The organism is Streptomyces sp. AC627_RSS907, assembly GCF_019049165.1.
In genome coordinates this window covers 1-798 of record NZ_JAGMUE010001523.1, presented here as the reverse complement: position 1 = coordinate 798, position 798 = coordinate 1, and the positions used below count along the sequence as shown (strand labels likewise).

Genomic DNA, 798 nt, shown 5'->3' with positions numbered 1-798 from the left:
GCGCTTGTGCGCGCGGTGCAGCCTACGGGTGAGGCGCAGCAACTGCTCGGCGAGCTGACCGGAGGCGTCGGAGGCGGGCATGTGGGGAGCCTAGCAGGACCAAGTTCATTGTGAGCTTAGGTAACAGTGAGCTATGCTCGGCAAGACCGCCGCCAGCCGGCCCGCAGATCCCCGCGTCCCCCGGAAGGAGTCCATGCGCGATCACGAACCACGGTGGGAGCCACCCGCTGCCGACCGGGATGAACCAGCCCAAGTACGACGCATTCTGCGCCTCTTCCGCCCCTACCGAGGCCGACTCGCCCTGGTCGGGCTGCTGGTGGCCGCTTCCTCGCTGGTCACGGTGGCCTCGCCGTTCATGCTGCGCGAAGTGCTCGACACCGCCATTCCCCAGGGCCGGTCGGGGCTGCTGACGCTGCTGGTCTGCGGCATGATCGTCGCGGCCGTGGTCAACAGCATCTTCGGTGTCCTACAGACCCTGATCTCCACCACCGTCGGCCAGCGGGTCATGCACGATCTGCGCACCGCCGTCTACGACCGCCTCCAACGCATGTCGTTGGCGTTCTTCACGCGCACCCGCACCGGCGAGGTGCAGTCGCGCATCGCCAACGACATCGGCGGCATGCAGGCCACCGTGACGTCCACGGCCACGTCCCTGGTCTCGAACCTGACCAGCGTGATAGCGAGCATCGTGGCCATGCTGGCGCTGGACTGGCGGCTGACGGCGGTCTCGCTCTGCCTGCTCCCGGTCTTCGTCTGGATCAGCCGTCGGGTCGGCAGGGAGCGCAAGCGGATCACCTC

General features: G+C 67.8%; 1 protein-coding gene and 1 pseudogene. One reads left to right on the top strand and one right to left on the bottom strand.

Annotated elements, in window-relative coordinates; translation table 11 throughout:
• Positions 1–81: pseudogene (locus KUM32_RS44635) on the bottom strand (MarR family transcriptional regulator); the annotation flags it as partial.
• Positions 82–193: 112 nt separating this feature from the next.
• Here KUM32_RS44635 and KUM32_RS42800 point away from each other — a divergent pair.
• Positions 194–798, top strand: a 605-nt coding sequence (locus KUM32_RS42800; RefSeq protein WP_254406830.1) for an ABC transporter transmembrane domain-containing protein, incomplete at its 3' end; no start/stop codon positions are given.